Here is a 17,913-nt window from a genome sequence, read left to right as displayed (position 1 = left end):
TTTTGGCGAAAAAAAATATATGCCAAGTCACTTTAGTTTCCAGTATGCCTCAAACTCTGTCTGCTGCCATTCTTTAATGGAAACTCCTTCAAAAGAGTGCTCGATAACGAAGCTTGCTTTGGCTCCTTTATACTCCTGATCTGCTCTGAAGTTCCCTAAAGAGTAGAAAACAAGCATGTCTTTGCCATCAGGTCTTTTTACAAGCTCTGCTTTCTGGACCACATGAGGATGGCTTCCTATCACCACATCCGCCCCAGCCTCAGCCAAAAGAGCTGTCATCTCCTTTTGCTGATCTGATATCTTTGTCTCATACTCATCACCCCAATGCACATATACGATCACAAAATCCGCTTCATTTCTGGCGCTTTTGATCTCGCTAACGAATGCATTCCTTTCTGCATCTGAATCTCCAGGAAGGTAATGGATCATGTATGGGTATTTGTCTGACGCATCACCTGCATTAGTTCCGTATGTGTAGGCAAACAGTGCTATCTTAATGCCATTTTTGCTGATAAGCTCATAGGGGCGGTACTCTTTCTCAGTACTTTCCTGTATTCCAATTACAGTCATACCGTTTTCCTTATAAAAAGAGCTACTGACATCGATTCCATAAGTTCCTTTATCAAGAACGTGGTTATTGGCACAGGCCACAACGTCAAATCCCGCTTTTTTAAGAGCTTTGCCAACTTCCATAGGTGAACCAAAGCTTGGATAGCCTGATACCATGTCTGTTTTATCAACTAACACAGTCTCTGCCTGAACCATAGCAATGTCCGCACTCTGGATCTCTTTTGCAAAGGGCTCATACAAAAAGTCAAAGCTTCCGCCTTCGTATCTCTTTGCATATTCGTAGATAGGCTCATGAATGATGTTGTCACCAAAGGCCAAAAAGCTCACTTCGTTTTCTATGTTCTTAAGCCCAAAGGACTCCCATCTCCAAAGGGTATTATTGCCGTCCCTGTCCTGTGCAAGGATGATCGAAGGATTCTTGTCCATGAGTTTCATGCGGCTTACAAGGATACCAATGTCCGAAGCAAACCATTTCTGGCTGACTTTCCCACCATCAGAAATGTCATATATGAAGATATGCTGCGAATAGGCATTGTCGTTATTTTTCACCCAGAAGGGACGCGCCTTGCCGTAGGTTCCTCTTTTCCACACCAAAAGAACTATCTCAGGATCGCCATTTCCATCAAGGTCCGTAAGAAATCCATCCTGAATCCTGTATGCATCATCACTTGTCCACAATCTGTCGCCGTTTGAACTATATAATCCACATTTTTTACCCTGAATTACCAACGAATAATCGTATCCATTTTCGGTAAAAGAAATTCTTTTATCCTGATAATCTACCCACAAAAGCGGAGCAAACAGGGTTCTAAAGGACGAAAAATTCAGAGCACAGCAAATGGCTGCCACTGCAAAAAGCAGTAGCAGCCACCATTTATATTTACTTATGTATTGTAAACACCTTTTCATCAGCCACCTATTCTGTAACTCATTGTCCATTCAGGCTTGGCTGGTGCTGATTCGCTCTCAACCCAGTTCCAGTCATCATCGAGATATCCACCCTCAAGCATTGCTCTCCACTGGCTGTCTGTGAGCCTGTTCTCTATTGGCTGCGTGAACTGATAGAAGCTGTAAGCTGCGCCTCTTGCTACGTGGAGCTCGCCGTCGATAGGGAACACCACGTACAGGCTATCAACTTTACCAGAGCCGACCTCAAGAACAGTTCCATTAGGGTCTGTGGCTATATCTGCAATTACAGGGCATGGAGCCTGATAAGCATAGACAAGGTCCGTATCAAAGTCATCCTGATTAGCCTTAAGCCAGAAGTGCTCAAGATTACCGCCATAATTTCTGATGTACTCATAGTCATCATCTGAAAGTGACTCATTTTTTAGCTCTTTTTCTGAGATCTGAAGAAGTCTCATGGCAATCTCCGAAAGGAGCTTTAAGTCTTCCTCGCTCTCCTGGTCGATCATGCCATAGCCCTTAAGGCCTTCAAGAGTCTTGTTAGAAAGAGACACGAATCTGCTATATACAACTGGCTGAGGGTCTACATATCCTCTGTCATCTGGAATTTCCTCATCTTCTCCGCCGCCCATTTCAGCCATGACCTGCTTAGCGTAAAGAATTGTGTCGTGCTTGAGCTCAGCGTAGGAACCAGCAAAGGTTTCAAGGTTCTTTTTGTCCCAATCCTCAGACTGCATGTATGAAGGGTATCCCTCGCCCTTATGCTCAAGGAGTGGTCTAAGTGTGTTGAGCCATCCAGAATAAAGAGATGCATTCCATGTTGCAGGATCTGAATTATTGAAGGTTTCCTGCATCATAGCCATATTTTCTGAGTAGTTCTTGTAATCTGTAGCACCCTGCTCAGTTAAGATATTCATTGCTGTGTCTGAGCCCAGGGCTGCTGGCACATCAAGAGCATCAGGGAGCATCCTGCGCTGTCCCTGGCTGTTCTCTTCCACTGCGCGGAATATTAGCTGCTGCATGATCGCTGCATCTACTGTAAATCTCTGTCCCATGAATCTATAGGATGGGATCACGTTTTCTTCGTCTTCATATACAGGTATTGAATTTATCTGCGGTGCCTTAGCATTCTTAAACTCAGTTACTACCTGCTGAAAAGCAGCTGCATTTGATGTAAGGTCAGAAGTTTCTGGCATCTTGCCATAGCTCTTTTCCAAGATTTCCTTAACATCTGCGTATCCGATATCATCTGATACTCCGGCAAAAAAGCTGGTGATGTCATAAACGCTGTTGTAATCAGCATCACCCTCTGAAAGTGCTGCATTCATGAGAACTGTGCATCTAACCATTTCCTCGCTGTCAGCCTTGAAGGCAATTCGTCCGTACCACATCATAGCGCGGAAGTACTTTTCAAGCTGCTCATCCCCTTCATAGTAGCCTCTTGGTTTGTACTGGCTGTAGTCTTCATTAAGGCCTGTAAGCGGGCATTCATATATGCCATCTGCTGCCTGTATCTTGGCAAGTTCCTGCTGGACTGCCTTGTTAAAGCTATCATCTGAAATTGGAGCTGTGATCTTGTCATCAAGAAGAAGGCATCCAACATAGAAGAATTCAAGGTTATTTAAAGCTGCGCCTTCCCAATCTGTGCCTTTTAAGGCTTCATACTGGATTGCAGTTCTTTTGAGCATATCTTTACTGATGTTATTTAATTTTACTGAAAGGTAGTTTTTCTCAGTTCTTTTAAGAAGATATGAGAAATACAGGTGATATGTGTGCATAAGGGAATCAACAGTTACAAAGCTAGGAAATACGATGTATCTGTTACTTTCATACACATCAAAAAACTCTGAGAAGCTATCCTGCTTGACTGCAAAGTTCTTTGCCTTGAGAGAATCAACAAGCTGCGCTGCAGATTCTCCGCTGTACTCACTACTTGTATCAAACATGTAGTCAAAGTAGTGGTGATAGACAACATTAGAGAAGTCATCTGCTACCTTGTATGGTTCAATTGATGGAACCAGATCAGGATCATAGTAGATCTCTTCATCATAGCCAAAGGTGGATTCAGTTCCTGTGCCCTGAGCTACGTTTGTATTTGTATTTGTATTTGTTGCTGAATTTGAATCCGAAGCAGATTCAGGATCATTTGGCGTACTTGAACATCCGGCTACGCCACAAAGTGACATAGTCATAGTGATCGCCATAACTATAGAAACAATTCTTTTCTTCATAACACTCCTCTTTCCTTTCCCCAAAAAGTGAGCCCTAGGGACGGAGGTTGCGGCTCATTTTCAAAAAGTGAGCCGCAACCTCCGTCCCTAGGGCTCACTTTTGCTTTTTATCTTAGTCCGTATCTCCGCTAGCGTCAATCTTCTCGCGGATTTGCTGCATTCGAAGATCCAGCTGGTTGATGAGATCTGCGCTGAATTTAAGATCATCAGAAATAACTTCCTGATTCTCAATATTCTTTTTATATTTCATCTTATGCTCAAGACTTGCCCAGAAATCCATAGCGATGGTCCTGAACTGAACCTCGACCTTCATATACTCTTTTTCCTGAGTCAGGAAAATAGGAACCTCGATGATGAGATGAAGACTTCTGTATCCGCTTTCCTTAGGGGTTTCAATATAATCTTTTCTCAAAAGGACCTTGATATCATCCTGATTTGCAAGACAATCAGCCAGCATATAGATATCATCCACAAAGGAGCAGATGACTCTGATACCGGCTACATCTGACAAATGCTCGTTTATATTATCGAGGGTAAACTCAACTCCTTTGCTTGCCAGCTTGTTGTAGATGCTGACAGGAGTCTTGATCCTCATCTTAATAGCTTCAAATGGATTACGGTTGTTGATAAGTGAGAGCTCTTTGTTTAGAACATCAAGCTTGGTCCTCACTTCTGATAACGCACAATCATATTTCATCATAAGGATCTGGAAATCCTTTGCCTGATCTTTCATTTTGAGAAGGTTCTCGAGATCACCTGGTGTAATAAAATTAAGTGACCCAATCTCTTCTATACTTTCTGCATTCTCAGCAAAATCTATATCTGAGTAGTCAACATGTTTAGCTGCCATAGACTTCACTCCTTTTCGCTTATAATACTACCTGATAAGTATATCAACATAACTTAAACCACATATGAACGAATTATAAAATTTTCGATAAATAAATTGCCCATAAACCCAAAATTCCGCAAGGCACGTTACGTGCCTGCGGAATCCTCATAAAAAAACCACTTTTCCCCCGAAAAGCTATATTTATTGTTATTCTGCCCGGCCAAGACCTTCTGGAAGATCTACTAAAGAAACTACGCTATATTCCAGTTCTGTTCTTGGCCCAGCCAAAATTTTAAGCTTGTTAAGAACTCTTCTGTATACGATCTTGCAGCTTTCTTTGTTGGTTCCAACAAGGAGAAGCAAGAACTGTGATGCGGAATACTTACAATAAGTATCTCCCTGACGAAGAGTAAGAGATATTGCCTTCTGCAAGAGTTTTCCTCTTGCCTCCAACTTAGCCTGATTAGAAATGGTCTTGCCTTCGTAATCTACCAGTGTCAGGAGCATCATGTACACTGACTGTCCTGAACGCTCCATGTTGCGACTAAGTATATGATATGCATCTATGAAGCTTGGGTAGGAGCAATCATAGGCTCCACCTTCTTCTACTGATACATTTCCTCTTCTTTCTATGATGTCATTCCTGATCTGTAATATCTTACCTGGTGTATTAGTGATCTGTCTGCTCATTCGCTCATAGCATTCAAGAAGATCATTACTTGGGGTTATGCCAAGTTCGTCAGTGTAATATCTGACTGTCTCATCATATACAGCATATGCATCTTTAAACGCTTCCATATCCACAAGGGCGTTGATCTCACCGATCTGCCACTCATCATCTGGATAAAGCTCTGCTGCCTTTTTGTAGGTCTTATACATAGCTTCGTAATCTCTGCGTTTTTCATAGTAATTGGCAACCGCAACTACACACTCAGAGTACATCTTCTGTAATTGAACACTCTTGATGATCACCCATTCCTGGGTCGCCACTTCTGGTAAAAGCTCAGCTACATAAAGATCAAAGGCTCTTTTATAATGTAAAAAACCTTCCGTTGTGTCTTCGTGCTTTCTGGCCTCAATAACAGCCTTCTCAAACTCTCCTGCATCTGTGACTATTTCTATATTGTCATCAGTATAGAAGATACCATCTTTATTGACAATGTAGTCATAGTCTGGCAGTCCTGATTTCTTTAGCTGCTTATGCATCTGATAGATCAGATTGTTGAAGCTGTTGCTAAGATTCGACTGTTCTTCGCGCTCATAAAGGATATTCATAAGTCTTTCCTTAGGAATACCATTTTCTCCCGCGAGCCACACTATTTCTAACAGCTGAACGTATTTTGCAGACTTATTTTTACCAACTGATATGTTCTTACCCTCATAAGAAACCACAAGTCCACCAAATAACTGAACGTCTAACTTAATCCTAATCCCCTCGCTCATAAGTCACCTACCTGTTTACTACTTCTTTCCGGTTGCCTTCGTAATTGCAAACACTGAGATTTTCCGTTCCGCCATTTATATTTTCTAGTCGAAAATTAGACCACTTACAACACCAACATTCTTTCATAGGAACAAGTGCTCCATCATCAGGTTCCCAATGCTCGCAGCAGTAATCCTCCTTTACGATCATGAGTCCACATTCGTCGTACATAGTTCCTCCATTCATCGTCACAACTGCATGCTTTCTTTCACACTTTTACAATAACATGAAACTTATTTTCACTGATTTATATTGTCGCCAAATGTACTTTTTTTGTCGTGGGATGAAAAAAGCTCCCCAGGCTTTGTAAACCTGAGGAGCTTCCGAGTAATTATACGATTATTTTTTATTTTACTGTGAATTCAACTACGTCAGCATTCTGCATCTCGCTAAATAAGCCATCGATCACAGAATAGTCTGGTACTTCTTTTTCTTCATTGCCATCATTTACGTAGTTTGTTGCATTATCTTCTGAATCAAACTCTGTCCTTGCCAAAAGCACAAGTGAGAGTAAACCATCTTTGACCGTATATTTTGCAACTGAGTTAGGTGTTGCAAAGTATATACAATCTCCTTTCATGACTACAGGGTATCCTGTACCACTGCTGTCTAATCCGCCGAGTCCTGTTACTTTTCCATCTTCTCCAATGATAAAGAAGCTTGAATCTATTGCCGCATTCTTGCCATCAAGGTCGAAGCAACCGCTTGATACTAAGAGTACATCTGTATCTCCAAACTTGAGCTTGGCATATCCCATACCAGCATCAAGCTTTGTGTCGATCAACTGGTCAAAAGAATCAAGGCCTTCCGCATCAATCATTGGCGCTCCGCCAGGGAGAACTACGTCGTAGTCGCCTTCTATCTCATCTGGCGCTGTTTCTGCATTTGGTGTTGTAGCTTCATGTGTTGTGTCTTCTGAGATCACATATACATCGCCAGTAGCGCCTGAACTACTTTCTGATGTATCAAGTGACTTGCCTTGACTTCCACATCCCATTAGCATTACTGCCAATGCCAAAGAAAGTACGATTTTTTTCTTCATAGGCAATTCCTCCTGTTAATAATATGTTGGTAATTATTACATTAATTGTAATAATTGTCAAATCATGTATTTACAGGAGTTTGAATGTGTCTATTAATATTTAGAATATCATTTATTTCTTTGACTGTAATAAATATGTAAATTATCCTTCAAGTATTTCTATAGCTTCTTCCATGGATTGGCACTGTGCAAATCTCTTTGGCCACATCATCTCGTTGTAGTATCTGTAGGTTGTCTCTCCATCCATGTAGTCATTATCAAATGTTGAGTTTGTGCCCTGTGGGATTATCACGTTGTATCCCCTTTCAAAGGCTGACTTAACAGTGGCATCTATGCAGAAATTTGTCTGAAGGCCTACTATCATCAGGTCTTTTTCATTGCTCTGTTCCAGATATTCCGTTAATTCCTTGTTTCCGAAGGCACTATTTATGGTCTTATAAAAGATCTTTTCTCCATCCCTAGGAGCTACCTGATCCGCAATCTCAAAGTCTCTATCTCCAATTGAGAATCCTGAACCAGGACCGTCATCATGCTGAACGTAGATCACTTCTACATTGTTCTGTCTTGCGGTATCTATGATCTTTGTGGTGTTACTTATAAAGCTTTCAAATGCGTAAAGTCTTTCGTCAGTGATTCCCTTTTGAATGTCGATAACTAATAATTTCATACACTTCCTCCAGATGTCTTGTAATAGAAATTATTATCGCACAGATCATATAAGTTCATCTACTACATTTCCCTTAATATCTTCATTCACAAGGCTTAACTCATTTAATATTTTTGTTATGGCAATATCTACTTCACTTTGTATGTCTTTTGTTGTCAAATCTTCTGTGATCACTGTCTTTTTAGCACCTACTACATCCATTTCATCAGCTTGAGCTCTTTCTTTTCTGGCTGTTGCTCTTTTAATATCGGCGCTAGTCCTCTGGTTTTCTGCCATATGCTCTTTTATATTCTCGATTATCTCCTGCTGAAGAGCTTCCTTTTCAAGCTTCTCAGCCTCTTCCTTCTTTTCTTCTTTCTTCTTTTCAGAAGCCTCTTTTGCCTGTTCTTCTCTCTCTTCCTGTTCCTCATCAATATGATCAACAGCTTCTTTTGCTAAAAGAACCTTCGTCTCCTCATTGGCTGCATCCAAAATGCCATCTGCTGCCTCCTGAGCATTTACCATATCTTGAGATTTATCTCGTTCTTTTCGTATTTCACTATAGGCGTAGACATTTGCTTGTAATGCTCTTTCTGCCTTTTCCAAGTCGTCTTTGTCCTTTGACCCCATGCTTGCTATTTCTGTTACCCTCTGAGCAAATTCACGGAATTTAGCTGCATCATCTGCCGAAACCTCCACTCTGTCCTCTTTTGGAAGAAATGGGTCATTAAAATATGAGCGATACTCTAAGCTCTTAGTGTCAATTCCATACTCTTCTTTGAGTTGTTCGATTTGTTCTTTTCTTTCCCTTTGTTCAAGCTTGATTTCACCGATAAGTTCCTTTAGCCTTGTTATCTCATCGCTTATATGCTCCATTATTCTATCAATCTTCTTTTCACTCTTAAAAGCTTCAGACACAACTTTATAAGCCTGCCTCTTTGCAAAAGCCTGCCTCGTCTCCACTAATCTGCCGCCAAAAAGATCTACGCCATCAATACTAATAGACTGATCATTCTTTTCAGTTTGTTTTTCGCCTTTTTTCTTGGGATTACTATCGATTTCTTTTTTGGACCTATCCTGAGCCTGTATCGAATTACTAACATCCTTGTTTTGTTCAATTCGCATATTTCACCTCCACTTAGACATCTACCTCCCTGTAGATACGTATGAAGTTCCATGGATATAGGTTTCTACTTCGTATATCGGCAATTACTGATTTTTATTTAGTTAATCAGTCCATTTGCTCAACATAATTCCATTTATACTTGTGTCACTATTGAATGGGTAACCGTTTCGAGTATGATATATAAAGATAATGTGAGGTTAGTATATATGATGAAAAAACAATTTTTAGCAGGAATAATGTCTTTTACCCTTGCAGCGTCAATGCTTGCTGGCTGTGGTAAAGATACAGAAATAAAAGAAAGCGCGTCAGGGCGATCTAAAGAGTTTGAATCAGTTGATAATAGCGAAAGCTCTTTAGAAATTTCATCCGAAACTGCCGCTGAAAACGCTAGTATAGAAGACAATATCTACGAAGCCTTCATGAATGGTGACGTTAAAGTTAAATATCAAAATCTCCCATCAAAAGGCGGCGATACTCTTTCTGATTACCTAGAAGATGGCAAAGAATACGACATCAATGAGATCATCAAATGTATCGAAGATGACCACAATACTGTCGATGGAGACCCTAAGTATTGCTACATCGATTGCGGAGAAGACGGCATAAAAGAGCTTTTGGTAAAGCTTGATCTTGACACATCATCTAGCCTTTCCTTTATCCTTAAGGAATTTGATGGGAAGCTTAAGATCTGTTATTCCGGTGAAGCTTGGGAGAGAAGTGAACTTAGTATCAGTGATACCGGAATGATCTCATCAGCAGGTTCTGCAGGGGCAACAGCTCACGGCGGTGATTTTGCATTCGTAAACGCCGATGGTGATTACAAGTTCTTTTACTCCAGTATGACAGAAGGTGATCCTTATAGCTACTATGCTTACAATGAAGCGGGCGATATGGTAACAGTTAAATTTGAAGGGCTTGAAACTGAGCACTTTATGATCACTAGATACTACATCGAGGATGAAAACGGTGTGGATCACCCTTACTACACCTACGATATGCTTGATGAAGATTATTCGATCATTACTACTGATGAGTGCTTTGACGAATCAAATCCCTATATGCAAAGATTCATTGAAGCTGGCATAAAGGTCTATAAGCAAAACAAAATTGACGAAATGCTCACCAAAAAAGCTGAGGAAATAAGCTATCCAGGAGGCTACCACCCATACTCTTCTGATGAAGAAGATAATCAATATGGCATTTCTTTAGTTTCTATGGAACACACGGATGTATCATCTTTATGCCCGGATGATCAGTTTGAAAGTTGCAGAGATGTTTCATTAAATGATATTACTGGTGATATCACCGAGTACGTAGATGGAATCAAAGGAACTCAATTTGATGGGCATTTAGCTGTATTTAGAAGTAAGAACGACAGCGGAGACATCATTTACAGTTTTACAGTTGATGGAAAAGAGGCTGGAAGCTGTATTCATGAGGCACATGACTTTAAGACCATTGATTACATTCAGGCCAAAGATATTGATGGTGATGGAGTTGCTGAGATTCTCATCGTTACTTATACCTACAGTTCAGAACCAATTATAGCTGTTGATTTCTCAGCTCTTAAGTACTGCCAAAATAGAAATGCGGCTGATGGCTCATCATATGGCATAGATACTTGCTACCACCTAAATAATGACTTTTCTTGGGGCAACGCTTACTTCTACATTGAACATGACGAAGCTTTAACTAGCGGAAATGTTGTTTATGTCAGTCTTGAAGATAGCGGCCTTAGAGTTGTTGTTGATAAGGGTGAGAAAGTTAATGGCGCATATGAATTTGATACATATGATGTTGTGATGAAGCTTGGATGATCATAAAATGAGACCTCTATCCTTTTTCGAGATAGAGGTCTCATTATTTAAGTATCTCTATTGCCTTTTCTACGTCTTTTTCCGTAAGTCCTATCTCTGGATCAGTCTTCACCTGATGTCTTGCCACTTCCTCGTTATGTAGATCTAGGTCATCTAGTACCACCCACTTGGTAAAAGAGCTGTTGTCATCCAGCCACTTAAGTATCTCATCAGCCTTAACTAGACTAAATTTCTTTGTTTTTCTTATCTCCTCTATCGTCAGATCCGGCGTAACTCCGTAAATGCTTATTTCTTCTTTTGCTAGCGCGTTAGCAAAAAACTCAGCTTCCAGTCTAAGGGGATTCATAGATTCATCAAACCAAAACCTCCATCCTGAATGGAGAATGATCTTAGCCTCAGTTCTTTTAACTAGGCTTCCAAGGAGCTTTACAGCTTCAAGGTCTACATATTTACCTTCACTAATTTCACGCTGATGATCATTATCCCAGAATTTGGAATTGAGAACGCCGTCTACGTCTAGAAAAATGATTTTATTCATAGTTTCAACATAGCCTCACTGATTCAGTTCTTTGGTGTAATAATGCCTTTTCCCCGTGTATGGATAATCTTCAAGGTTGCTTAGATTAAATGTCTTAAGCATCTCATATATTTCTTGAATATCTTGTTCATTACCATCTGATGTTATTCTAAAATCTGGCATTATCTAGTCTCCTCTTTGCCAAATATTGTATCAAGTTCTTTTTCCCAAAACTCCTCAGGTATACCGTGAAGAGTCTCTATACCTGTCTCTTTGTAATAATCAGACATTACTTTTCTCAATATTGATGCATGAGAATTTTCACCAGTCTGCAAAAGATGTTTTGTAATTCTATACCAGCCTGGTGCCAGCTCATTTATCTTTTCATCGTGCATAGCCTTAATTGTGGCGTCTACGTCATAGTCTACAGAATAGAAATGATAATCCCAGGCTCCATTCTCACCTTCAAGAATCATAAACTGAGCTTTACCGCCTGCATTTAGCGATATTCCTATTGCTCCAGGGTTGATAATTAGCTTCCCTGATCTTGTATACTGGGTTTGAATGTGGAAATGAGCACAGATTACTATATCGTTATTAAAAGTAGCTGTAACCTCGTCTATATAGTCATAATCAGGGCGCAGGCTCTGATTCGCGCTATATGGTGAACCATGACAGAATGTGATATCAGGAAGTCCCTCGTAATGCTTATCTATACTAATTGGCATGCTCTCAAAGAAATCCAAATCCTCATCTGTCACACGGTCAAAATTATATCGAAGCATCCCAGTAGTAGTTCTACCATACGCCCAGTCCTCTGCGTCAGGATGCCTTCTATGTTCTAACCAATAATCCTCTTTATTTCCTCTAATGAAGGTGCAGGGATAGTCTTTTCTTACCTGATATACCATATCCATGGTCTGTCTTAAATTAGCCATGTCTCCAAGGTAATCGCCAAGAAAAATAAACTCTGTAGCACCTTCTTTAATTGCCTTATCAAAACAAGTCTTAAAAGCTTCGAAATTACTATGTATATCTGCAAATACTGCTATCTTCATCTAGTCACCACCAATCTGCCATAAACAATATTATTAAGATGTTAGCCGTATGCTATAAATTAGTCAAGGTCCAAGGGCATTATAACTACCTTAATACCAAAATCCGCCATAATTCTCCCCTTAACACTTTCTTGTAAGTAAAATCACTTCTCCATTCCTATAGTTCACTCGCTCTTTATCTGCTTTGAAGCCCACATTCTTCATTATTCTAATCAAAGTATGCATAAAGAAGCCATGTGTGACTACAGCACAATCCTCATTATGCTTTATTATCATGTTCACAAACTGCTCTGCTCTCTTAGAGGTCTGCTTCCTGCCTTCAGGTTGTCTTTTATTTCCGATCAGCCACTGCAGCCTTCCTAGAAAATTCCAAACACCCAACGGCAAACGTATTGCTATATCAAATCCTGAATGAAGCGGAACCTCATTTAGCAGTGCTGTCCTATTGAAATCCTCTTCTCCAAATATCTTTTCTGCAGTTTGTAGAGTCCTGTCCAAATCGCTAATATAAATCTTTTGAATATCATCGTTCACTGCATCTACAGATGCCTTATCAATCGGAGCTTTGTCATATAACACACATTGCTCATCAAACTCAGCAGATGTGCACCACTTTTTCCAATCATGAAGTACTTTGCCATGCCTTATTACATATACTCTCATTTAATCGCTACCGTCCAGTTATCCCCATCAACCAGATATTGGAACTCTGTCAGTTCAGGATTATTTATAACTTCTAGTAGTTCTTCCAAGTCATCAACTGTTTCAAGCTCTGACAGTTTACTTATTTCAACCCTCTCCATCTGAAATGAGGCAAAGGACTGTTATTTCTGATATTTCGGTTCTGCTCATATACATTCCTTCTAGTCTTACCAAAAACAGGTCTACTTATCTGCCTTATGTGTATATTACCTTTCTAAGCGCAGGTCCACAGAATTCGTGTGGGCAAAGCTTAAAGCCTTGTTTTACATAGAATTCTTCTTTTCCTTTTTCTGCCAGCAGTTGTACACTTATTCTCGCTCCTTCAGGCGCATCTTTTTGAATAAGCTCAAGTAATTTACTAATTATAGTTGAGCCAACCTTTTTTCCTTGATATTCAGGTCTTACTACAACGTCCACAATAGTGTAGTACATGCCATCTCCAACTGCTCTTCCCATTGCTATAGGCTTATCTTCATCCTTTACCAATATAAAAAATGCACTTTTATTTATGGCTTTCTGCGTCTGTTCTGGACAAAAATTATTCCAATCAACAGATCTACGAAGTTCAAAATAAGTATCTAAATCCGGTATTGTTTCATAATAAACTATTTCCATCTTTTTCTCCCATCAAGTTTTTGCATTTCTCAATTAAACAATGATTCTTAAGAAGTCTTCAGCCAATCCATAGAACAAAGGTAGTCATAAAAAGTCTGATATTCCGGGACCTCCCACTTGCCTTCTACATATGCAAGCAGATCTGTATCAGCTCTGTAATTTTCGATTGCACATTTGCCAAACGAGTATAAATGGTCACAATCTTTTCCCAACCAGAAATTCCCAGACTCCACATCATAAACCATAGTTTGATATTTCTGATCTGTCCCCGGAAACAGTTCTTCTTCACATAAATCTATCACAACATAGTGGAAATGATTTTTGTCCGCACCAGTAAGTTTCTCTATTCCAAAGTTGTCATCAGTTACATCAAACAGAAAGCTGTTAACTGAAACGTTTCTGTAGAGTCTGAAAATAGCTTCGTAGCTGTCATTGTGCCTGTAGAAATCATTAAGATCATATCTCATCTTATGCCTAAAGGTATTTCTATGGCCATCTTCCTCAGATAATGATACAAATGAGCATCTGTACACCTGTGGGATGTAGAAAGACGCCTCCTGAGACTCTTCAGCCTTTTTCCCGCAAGCGCATAGCTGAAAGGCCATCAATACCAATAATAAGCCAATCGCAATTCTTGTTCCTGTTCCATTATGTGTCCTTCTTCAAAAACATAGGGAAATAATAATCTTCGATATCTCTGAATTCATAATGAAGCTGTCCTGCCAAAGCTCTCCCCAAAGTACTTTTACCAGCTCCATTTAAACCACAAACAATAATACGCATAGTCTTTTTACTCCCCAAAATATACTCAATACGTTTCTTTATTGTACGAAAAAAGAGCCCCAAGCACAAGGCTTGAAGCTCTTTGAAATTCAGTGTTTATGCAATCCGATAAGAATTACTCAACGATTGTAGCAACCTTACCTGATCCAACTGTACGTCCACCCTCACGGATAGCGAACTTAAGACCCTGCTCCATAGCGATTGGGTGAATAAGCTCGATAGACATTGTTACGTGGTCACCAGGCATGCACATCTCAACACCATCTGGAAGGTTGCAGACACCTGTAACGTCAGTTGTTCTGAAGTAGAACTGTGGTCTGTAGTTTGTGAAGAAAGGAGTATGACGGCCACCCTCGTCCTTAGTAAGAACGTAAACCTCAGCAGTGAACTTTGTATGGCAAGTTACTGTACCAGGCTTTGTGATAACCTGTCCTCTCTGGATACCCTCACGGTCAACACCACGAAGAAGAAGACCAACGTTGTCACCAGCTTCGCAGTAATCCATTGTCTTTCTGAACATCTCGATACCTGTTACAACAGACTTAGATGTCTCTTCCTTAATACCAACGATTTCGATTTCGTCGTTGAGGTTAAGAGCACCTCTCTCTACTCTACCAGTAGCAACTGTTCCACGACCTGTGATTGTGAATACGTCCTCAACAGGCATAAGGAAAGGCTTATCTGTCTCACGAGTAGGTTCAGGAATGTAAGAATCAACTGTATCCATGAGCTCGATGATCTTGTCACCCCACTCAGACTTAGGATCCTCAAGAGCCTTAAGAGCTGAACCACGAATGATAGGTGTGTCATCTCCAGGGAACTCATACTCTGTAAGAAGGTCTCTGATCTCCATCTCAACGAGGTCAAGAAGCTCAGGATCATCAACCATATCGCACTTGTTCATGAATACGATGATGTAAGGAACACCAACCTGACGAGCAAGAAGAACGTGCTCCTTAGTCTGAGCCATAACACCATCAGTAGCAGCAACAACAAGGATTGATCCATCCATCTGAGCTGCACCTGTGATCATGTTCTTAACGTAGTCAGCGTGACCTGGGCAGTCAACGTGAGCATAGTGTCTGTTAGCTGTCTCATACTCGATGTGAGCTGAGTTGATTGTGATTCCTCTTTCCTTCTCTTCTGGAGCCTTATCAATCTGATCGAATGCTACAGCAGGGCTGAATCCTCTGTCTGCAAGAACAGCTGTGATAGCAGCTGTAAGAGTTGTCTTACCATGGTCAACGTGTCCGATTGTACCAATGTTAACGTGTGGTTTGCTTCTGTCAAACTTAGCTTTTGCCATTTCTAAATATCCTCCTTAAGTGAAATGTTAAATCAACATTTTCATACATAATTTAACCGACTATATCGATTATATTAAATGTTAGCCGCTAAATCAAGCTAAAAACTTGATTTTTTGCGGCTTTCATTTAGTTTTTAATTAGTTGCCCTTGTTAGAAAGGACTTTCTCCTGAACATTCTTAGGAACTGGAGCATACTTCTCAAAGAACATTGAGTAGTTACCACGTCCCTGTGTTCTAGAACGAAGGTCTGTAGCATAACCGAACATCTCAGCAAGAGGCACATGTGCTCTTACGATCTTTCCGCCGCCAAGATCATCCATTCCTTCTACCTGTCCACGACGAGAGTTAACGTCACCGATAACATCTCCCATGTACTCCTCAGGCATTGTTACTTCTACCTTCATGATAGGCTCAAGAAGTACAGGTGCTCCCTTAGCCATAGCATCCTTGAATGCCATAGATCCAGCGATGTGGAATGCCATTTCTGATGAGTCTACTTCATGGTATGATCCATCATAAACTGTAGCATGAACACCAACTACTGGATATCCGCCAAGTGTACCAGCCTTCATAGCTTCTTCGATACCGTCGCTGATTGGCTGAATGAATTCCTTAGGAATAGCACCACCAACAACTTCGCTATCGAACTGGTAAAGGTTGTCTCCGTTAGCATCCATAGGCTCGAAACGAACTTTACAGTGACCATACTGACCACGTCCACCAGACTGCTTAGCGTACTTAGACTCAACGTCTACAGCCTTTGTAAGAGCTTCTCTATATGCAACCTGAGGAGCGCCTACGTTAGCCTCAACCTTATACTCTCTGAGAAGTCTATCAACGATGATATCAAGGTGAAGCTCACCCATACCAGCGATGATTGTCTGACCTGTCTCAGGATTTGTATGAGCTCTGAATGTAGGATCTTCTTCAGCAAGCTTCATAAGTGCTTCATCAAGCTTCTGCTGACCAGCCTTAGTCTTAGGCTCGATAGCAAGCTCAATAACAGGATCTGGGAATTCCATTGACTCAAGGATTACTGGGTTCTTCTCATCACAGAGAGTATCACCAGTTACTGTATTCTTAAGACCTACAGCTGCTGCGATATCACCTGCGTAAACCTTATCAAGGTCAGATCTCTTATTAGCATGCATCTGAAGGATACGTCCAAGACGCTCCTTGCTGTCCTTAGTACTGTTAAGTACATAAGAACCTGAATTTGCTGTACCACGATATACACGGAAGAATGCAAGCTTTCCAACGAATGGATCGCTGACAATCTTGAATGCAAGAGCTGCGAATGGGCCATCATCTGTTGACTCAACCTCAATCTCGTTGCCATCCATGTCTGTTCCCTTACATGCAGGGATATCAAGTGGTGAAGGCATAAACTCGATAACAGCATCGATAAGCTTCTGGATACCTCTGTTCTTGTGGGCTGAACCACAGCAAACAGGGAATGCCTTACACTCGCAAGTAGCCTTACGAAGTGCAGCCTTAAGTTCATCAACTGTAGGCTCTTCTCCCTCAAGGTACTTCATCATAAGATCTTCATCAAGATCGCAGATCTTCTCAACGAGCTCTGAGTGATAAAGCTCAGCATCATCCTTGAGGTCAGCAGGGATCTCACCAATTGTAACATCCTCACCCTTATCATCATTGTAGATGTAAGCCTGCATCTCGAAAAGATCGATAACACCCTGGAACTGATCCTCAGCTCCAATAGGGATTTCAATCATAATAGCGTTTTTCTTAAGTCTATTTCTGATCTGCTCTACAGCACCGAAATAGTTTGCTCCAATGATATCCATCTTGTTGATGAATGCCATACGAGGAACATTAAATCCATCAGCCTGACGCCAAACGTTCTCAGACTGTGGCTCAACGCCTTCTTTAGCACTGAATACACCAACAGCACCATCAAGTACACGAAGTGAACGCTCAACTTCTACAGTAAAGTCAACGTGTCCAGGTGTATCAATGATATTGATACGATGCTCAAGAGCACCTGGCTTAACCTTACCATTCTGCTGAAGTGTCCAGTGACAAGTTGTAGCTGCAGATGTGATTGTGATACCTCTTTCCTGCTCCTGTTCCATCCAGTCCATGGTAGCAGTACCTTCGTAAGTCTCACCAATCTTATAGTTTACACCGGTATAGTAAAGAATACGCTCTGTAAGAGTTGTCTTACCAGCGTCGATATGTGCCATAATACCGATGTTTCTGGTTCTCTCCAATGGGTATTGTCTATCAGCCAAAGGTTCTTCCTCCTAAATAATAT

19 protein-coding genes are annotated in these 17,913 nt (G+C 40.8%); 1 reads left to right on the top strand and 18 read right to left on the bottom strand.

All coding sequences use genetic code 11. The annotated features are described in order from the left end of the window. Positions 1–27 precede the first annotated feature (27 nt). From bhn_RS03665 to bhn_RS03630, 8 genes are all read right to left on the bottom strand, one after another. Positions 28–1,479, bottom strand: coding sequence for a CapA family protein (locus tag bhn_RS03665; RefSeq protein WP_161487289.1), 1,452 nt, complete (start codon positions 1,477–1,479; stop codon positions 28–30). Further along, positions 1,479–3,707: a DUF3160 domain-containing protein gene (locus bhn_RS03660; protein WP_071175414.1), complete on the bottom strand. Its 2,229-nt coding sequence runs from the start codon at positions 3,705–3,707 to the stop codon at positions 1,479–1,481. Before bhn_RS03660 ends, bhn_RS03665 begins: the two co-directional genes overlap by 1 nt. Positions 3,708–3,819: 112 nt before the next feature. Next, positions 3,820–4,557 (bottom strand): GTP pyrophosphokinase, encoded by a 738-nt coding sequence (locus tag bhn_RS03655; protein WP_071175413.1) that lies wholly within the window; start codon positions 4,555–4,557, stop codon positions 3,820–3,822. 189 nt (positions 4,558–4,746) lie between these two features. Beyond that, complete coding sequence (locus bhn_RS03650; RefSeq protein WP_071175412.1) at positions 4,747–5,982, bottom strand: bacterial transcriptional activator domain-containing protein; 1,236 nt, start codon at positions 5,980–5,982, stop codon at positions 4,747–4,749. A gap of 7 nt (positions 5,983–5,989) precedes the next feature. Beyond that, positions 5,990–6,193: a hypothetical protein gene (locus bhn_RS03645; RefSeq protein ID WP_071175411.1), complete on the bottom strand. Its 204-nt coding sequence runs from the start codon at positions 6,191–6,193 to the stop codon at positions 5,990–5,992. 175 nt (positions 6,194–6,368) lie between these two features. Beyond that, positions 6,369–7,064 (bottom strand): hypothetical protein, encoded by a 696-nt coding sequence (locus tag bhn_RS03640; protein ID WP_071175410.1) that lies wholly within the window; start codon positions 7,062–7,064, stop codon positions 6,369–6,371. A 142-nt stretch (positions 7,065–7,206) separates the two neighbouring features. Beyond that, complete coding sequence (locus tag bhn_RS03635; RefSeq protein ID WP_071175409.1) at positions 7,207–7,731, bottom strand: cysteine hydrolase family protein; 525 nt, start codon at positions 7,729–7,731, stop codon at positions 7,207–7,209. A gap of 45 nt (positions 7,732–7,776) precedes the next feature. Further along, positions 7,777–8,835, bottom strand: a complete 1,059-nt coding sequence (locus tag bhn_RS03630; protein ID WP_071175408.1) for a hypothetical protein — start codon at positions 8,833–8,835, stop codon at positions 7,777–7,779. A gap of 207 nt (positions 8,836–9,042) precedes the next feature. Here bhn_RS03630 and bhn_RS03625 point away from each other — a divergent pair, with 207 nt between their 5' ends. After that, a complete protein-coding gene (locus bhn_RS03625; protein ID WP_071175407.1) occupies positions 9,043–10,653 on the top strand; it encodes a hypothetical protein in 1,611 nt (536 codons plus the stop codon). Positions 10,654–10,696: 43 nt separating this feature from the next. Here bhn_RS03625 and bhn_RS03620 read toward each other — a convergent pair whose 3' ends face one another. The 10 genes from bhn_RS03620 to fusA form a co-directional block, all read right to left on the bottom strand. Next, positions 10,697–11,191: an HAD domain-containing protein gene (locus bhn_RS03620; RefSeq protein WP_071175406.1), complete on the bottom strand. Its 495-nt coding sequence runs from the start codon at positions 11,189–11,191 to the stop codon at positions 10,697–10,699. Positions 11,192–11,206: 15 nt separating this feature from the next. Further along, positions 11,207–11,353 (bottom strand): hypothetical protein, encoded by a 147-nt coding sequence (locus tag bhn_RS15785; protein ID WP_193399764.1) that lies wholly within the window; start codon positions 11,351–11,353, stop codon positions 11,207–11,209. After that, the gene (locus tag bhn_RS03615) at positions 11,353–12,228 is read right to left on the bottom strand and encodes a metallophosphoesterase family protein (protein ID WP_071175405.1); all 876 of its coding nucleotides are present in this window, start codon (positions 12,226–12,228) and stop codon (positions 11,353–11,355) included. The genes bhn_RS15785 and bhn_RS03615 overlap by 1 nt, the downstream gene beginning before the upstream one ends. Before the next feature lie 120 nt (positions 12,229–12,348). After that, entirely contained in the window at positions 12,349–12,891 is a 543-nt protein-coding gene (locus tag bhn_RS03610; protein ID WP_071175404.1) for a histidine phosphatase family protein, read from the bottom strand. After that, positions 12,888–13,031 carry an NUDIX hydrolase gene (locus tag bhn_RS15380; protein WP_202816791.1) on the bottom strand — a complete coding sequence of 48 codons (144 nt, stop codon included), beginning with the start codon at positions 13,029–13,031 and terminating at the stop codon, positions 12,888–12,890. Before bhn_RS15380 ends, bhn_RS03610 begins: the two co-directional genes overlap by 4 nt. 94 nt (positions 13,032–13,125) lie before the next feature. Continuing rightward, positions 13,126–13,545, bottom strand: a complete 420-nt coding sequence (locus bhn_RS03605; protein WP_083385683.1) for a GNAT family N-acetyltransferase — start codon at positions 13,543–13,545, stop codon at positions 13,126–13,128. Between the two features lie 47 nt (positions 13,546–13,592). Next, positions 13,593–14,150: a hypothetical protein gene (locus bhn_RS03600; RefSeq protein WP_071175403.1), complete on the bottom strand. Its 558-nt coding sequence runs from the start codon at positions 14,148–14,150 to the stop codon at positions 13,593–13,595. Between the two features lie 43 nt (positions 14,151–14,193). After that, positions 14,194–14,328 (bottom strand): shikimate kinase, encoded by a 135-nt coding sequence (locus bhn_RS15560; protein ID WP_148661908.1) that lies wholly within the window; start codon positions 14,326–14,328, stop codon positions 14,194–14,196. Between the two features lie 115 nt (positions 14,329–14,443). Then, positions 14,444–15,634, bottom strand: a complete 1,191-nt coding sequence (gene tuf, locus bhn_RS03595; RefSeq protein ID WP_071175402.1) for an elongation factor Tu — start codon at positions 15,632–15,634, stop codon at positions 14,444–14,446. A 138-nt stretch (positions 15,635–15,772) separates the two neighbouring features. Continuing rightward, complete coding sequence (gene fusA / locus bhn_RS03590; protein WP_071175401.1) at positions 15,773–17,890, bottom strand: elongation factor G; 2,118 nt, start codon at positions 17,888–17,890, stop codon at positions 15,773–15,775. Positions 17,891–17,913: the final 23 nt, after the last annotated feature.

The organism is Butyrivibrio hungatei, from assembly GCF_001858005.1.
In the GTDB taxonomy this organism is placed as follows: Bacteria; Bacillota; Clostridia; order Lachnospirales; family Lachnospiraceae; genus Butyrivibrio; species Butyrivibrio hungatei.
This window is presented reverse-complemented; position numbering and strand designations above follow the sequence as displayed.

Bases quoted from the DNA above. Each gene is read 5' to 3' on its own strand.
- bhn_RS03665 (WP_161487289.1), bottom strand. From the start codon at position 1,479: ATGAAAAGGTGTTTACAATACATAAGTAAATATAAATGGTGGCTGCTA.
- bhn_RS03660 (WP_071175414.1), bottom strand. From the start codon at position 3,707: ATGAAGAAAAGAATTGTTTCTATAGTTATGGCGATCACTATGACTATG.
- bhn_RS03655 (WP_071175413.1), bottom strand. From the start codon at position 4,557: ATGGCAGCTAAACATGTTGACTACTCAGATATAGATTTTGCTGAGAAT.
- bhn_RS03650 (WP_071175412.1), bottom strand. From the start codon at position 5,982: ATGAGCGAGGGGATTAGGATTAAGTTAGACGTTCAGTTATTTGGTGGA.
- bhn_RS03645 (WP_071175411.1), bottom strand. From the start codon at position 6,193: ATGTACGACGAATGTGGACTCATGATCGTAAAGGAGGATTACTGCTGC.
- bhn_RS03640 (WP_071175410.1), bottom strand. From the start codon at position 7,064: ATGAAGAAAAAAATCGTACTTTCTTTGGCATTGGCAGTAATGCTAATG.
- bhn_RS03635 (WP_071175409.1), bottom strand. From the start codon at position 7,731: ATGAAATTATTAGTTATCGACATTCAAAAGGGAATCACTGACGAAAGA.
- bhn_RS03630 (WP_071175408.1), bottom strand. From the start codon at position 8,835: ATGCGAATTGAACAAAACAAGGATGTTAGTAATTCGATACAGGCTCAG.
- bhn_RS03625 (WP_071175407.1), top strand. From the start codon at position 9,043: ATGATGAAAAAACAATTTTTAGCAGGAATAATGTCTTTTACCCTTGCA.
- bhn_RS03620 (WP_071175406.1), bottom strand. From the start codon at position 11,191: ATGAATAAAATCATTTTTCTAGACGTAGACGGCGTTCTCAATTCCAAA.
- bhn_RS15785 (WP_193399764.1), bottom strand. From the start codon at position 11,353: ATGCCAGATTTTAGAATAACATCAGATGGTAATGAACAAGATATTCAA.
- bhn_RS03615 (WP_071175405.1), bottom strand. From the start codon at position 12,228: ATGAAGATAGCAGTATTTGCAGATATACATAGTAATTTCGAAGCTTTT.
- bhn_RS03610 (WP_071175404.1), bottom strand. From the start codon at position 12,891: ATGAGAGTATATGTAATAAGGCATGGCAAAGTACTTCATGATTGGAAA.
- bhn_RS15380 (WP_202816791.1), bottom strand. From the start codon at position 13,031: ATGGAGAGGGTTGAAATAAGTAAACTGTCAGAGCTTGAAACAGTTGAT.
- bhn_RS03605 (WP_083385683.1), bottom strand. From the start codon at position 13,545: ATGGAAATAGTTTATTATGAAACAATACCGGATTTAGATACTTATTTT.
- bhn_RS03600 (WP_071175403.1), bottom strand. From the start codon at position 14,150: ATGGCCTTTCAGCTATGCGCTTGCGGGAAAAAGGCTGAAGAGTCTCAG.
- bhn_RS15560 (WP_148661908.1), bottom strand. From the start codon at position 14,328: ATGCGTATTATTGTTTGTGGTTTAAATGGAGCTGGTAAAAGTACTTTG.
- tuf (WP_071175402.1), bottom strand. From the start codon at position 15,634: ATGGCAAAAGCTAAGTTTGACAGAAGCAAACCACACGTTAACATTGGT.